This is a genomic window from Mesorhizobium sp. M7A.F.Ca.MR.176.00.0.0 (assembly GCF_004023165.1).
Classification (GTDB): Bacteria; Pseudomonadota; Alphaproteobacteria; order Rhizobiales; family Rhizobiaceae; genus Mesorhizobium.
Window position 1 is genome coordinate 9,376 of record NZ_RZTC01000157.1, and the last position, 2,009, is coordinate 11,384.

General features: G+C 65.1%; 4 protein-coding genes. 1 reads left to right on the plus strand and 3 read right to left on the minus strand.

The window, feature by feature from the left end:
- A partial coding sequence (locus EOB59_RS36935; RefSeq protein WP_245486842.1) for an OB-fold nucleic acid binding domain-containing protein occupies positions 1-402 on the plus strand: 402 nt, incomplete at its 5' end.
- Between the two features lie 106 nt (positions 403-508).
- On the opposite strand, the gene EOB59_RS31475 is transcribed toward EOB59_RS36935, so the two are convergent.
- From EOB59_RS31475 to EOB59_RS31485, 3 genes are all read right to left on the minus strand, one after another.
- Positions 509-748: a Trm112 family protein gene (locus EOB59_RS31475; protein WP_128290056.1), complete on the minus strand. Its 240-nt coding sequence runs from the start codon at positions 746-748 to the stop codon at positions 509-511.
- Between the two features lie 9 nt (positions 749-757).
- Complete coding sequence (locus tag EOB59_RS31480; protein ID WP_023810888.1) at positions 758-1,429, minus strand: LON peptidase substrate-binding domain-containing protein; 672 nt, start codon at positions 1,427-1,429, stop codon at positions 758-760.
- A gap of 101 nt (positions 1,430-1,530) precedes the next feature.
- On the minus strand, positions 1,531-2,009 hold a 479-nt coding region (locus EOB59_RS31485; protein ID WP_128290057.1), incomplete at its 5' end, for a tetratricopeptide repeat protein.

A 2,009-nucleotide genomic window follows, 5' to 3' on the forward strand; every position in this document is an offset into this window, starting at 1 on the left:
GGCCTCGTGCTGGTGCGGCAGCGCCCCGGCAAGGGCAATGCGATCTTCCTGACGCTGGAGGACGACAAGGCGGTTGCCAACGTCATCTTCTGGCAAAGGACCTTCGACCGTTACCGGCCCATTGTCATGGGCGCCCGGTTCGTCAAGGTCACCGGAAAATTGCAGTCGGAATCGGGCGTGGTCCACATCGTCGCCGAGAGGATCGAGGATCTGACGCCTTGGCTGACCGTGCTTCTGGAGAAGGTCAGCGGGGCCGAACCGGCGGTTCCTCCGGGAGACCTCGCCAAGGACGGTTCGGATCGCTCCAGCCCCGCCAAACAAAGCGCACCGATCCGGCAGGATCTCGCAACGCTGTCGGAAGAAGCGGAAAGGGTCATGCCCAAGGGGCGCAATTTTCAGTAGGCAAGGCCATGCCAAGGGCGGAACGAAAGCGGACGTCGGCGATCCTTCGCGCTCCCCGCTGTCCCGCCTGCCTTCGGCAAATTGGCGGGTATAAGAAACGTGCCCCTCAGCCCGGCCCACCCAAGCGTGGCGGCAGCGGGGCGAGCACGTCCTCCACCGAAAGCGTCCGCGCCTCGGAGGGCAGCATGATCGGGATGCCGTCACGCACCGGATAGGCAATCTTGGCGACCCTGGAAATCAGTTCGCCGCGCTCTGGATCCCAGGCCAGCGGCCCCTTGGTCAGCGGGCAGGCCAAGAGTTCCAGCAGCTTGGGGTCGACCTTCTTCCCGTCACGTCCGTCCGCCATCGCGCCCTCTTACTGCAAACTCGAGCCAAAATCCTCATTCTCGCGCGCCAGTGCCATTTCGGTGATGGCGATCAGCGTCTCCGCCCGGGTCTTCAGGTCGGCTGCTTCGAGCAGCGCCTGTTTCTCGGCCGGCCCGTAGGGCGCCATCATCGACAGCGCATTGACCAGCATGGCATTTTCGGCGCGGCTGACGCTTTCCCAGTCGGCCTCCAAATCGTTGGCCTGCAGATAGGCGCGAAACGCCTTGAGCAGCGATGGCCGGTCGATCTCGTTGTCCGCCTGATCCTCGTCGAGATCGGCAAGGAAAGGCGCGGGCTTGCACTGGCGAAACGGCGTCTTGACCGTCAATTCGTGGGCGATGCGGAACCGGCACACGCCCTGCAGCGAAATCAGGTAGCGGCCGTCGCCGCTTTCGGAGAAGGCGATGATGCGCCCGGCGCAACCGACATTGCAGAGCTCCGGCTCGCCATCGCCGCGCAAGGCGCCATCGAGACTGGGCTGGATGACGCCGATGAGCCGCGAGCCGGCAATCGCCTCGTCCACCATCTGCAGATAGCGCGGCTCGAAGATGTTGAGCGGCATGCGGCCTCCCGGCAGCAAAAGCGCACCCTCGAGCGGAAAGATCGGGATCGTCGACGGCAAATCCTTGGCGAGCCGGTAATGCGCGTTTCCCGCTTGCACCATATTCCTCCGATCGCTTCACCAGAAGCGCGTCATACCAGCTAATCTGGCGCAGTCGTCGCCGACGCCAAGCCCGTGCGGCAAAACAACCGGCAGCCGGCTCAGGAAAACAGCAGCGCCGACAATTTGCGGCGCGCCGCCAGCGTCGCCTCGTCGGTCATGCCCCAGGCCTCGAACAGCTGCAGCAATTGCGTCCTGGCGCCGTCCTCGTTCCAGGCCCGGTCGGCCTTGATGATGGCCAGCAGATTGTCTGCGGCCGCGGTGCGGTCGCCATTGGCGTTCTGGATCATGGCCAGATCGAAACGCGCCTGGTGATCCCCAGGATTTTCCGCCAGCCGGCGCTCGAACTCGGCTGGATTGCCGAGAGCCGCCGCTTGCGCCGCAACCGCCATCCTGGCGCGCAGGGCTGCCAGCGGCGGTGCATCCTTCTTGGCCTCCGGGGCTGTTGCCAAAAGCGCCTCGGCGCCTTCCGTGTCGCCGGCGTCGAACAACAGTTCGCCCAGTCCGGCGATCGCCTCGATCGTCTCCGGCGCCTGCGCCAGGATGGCGTCATAAATGTCGGCCGCGGTCTGCATGTCGC

Excerpts from the sequence above, each read along its gene's own strand:
- EOB59_RS31475 (WP_128290056.1), bottom strand. The coding sequence starts at position 748 with ATGGCGGACGGACGTGACGGGAAGAAGGTCGACCCCAAGCTGCTGGAA.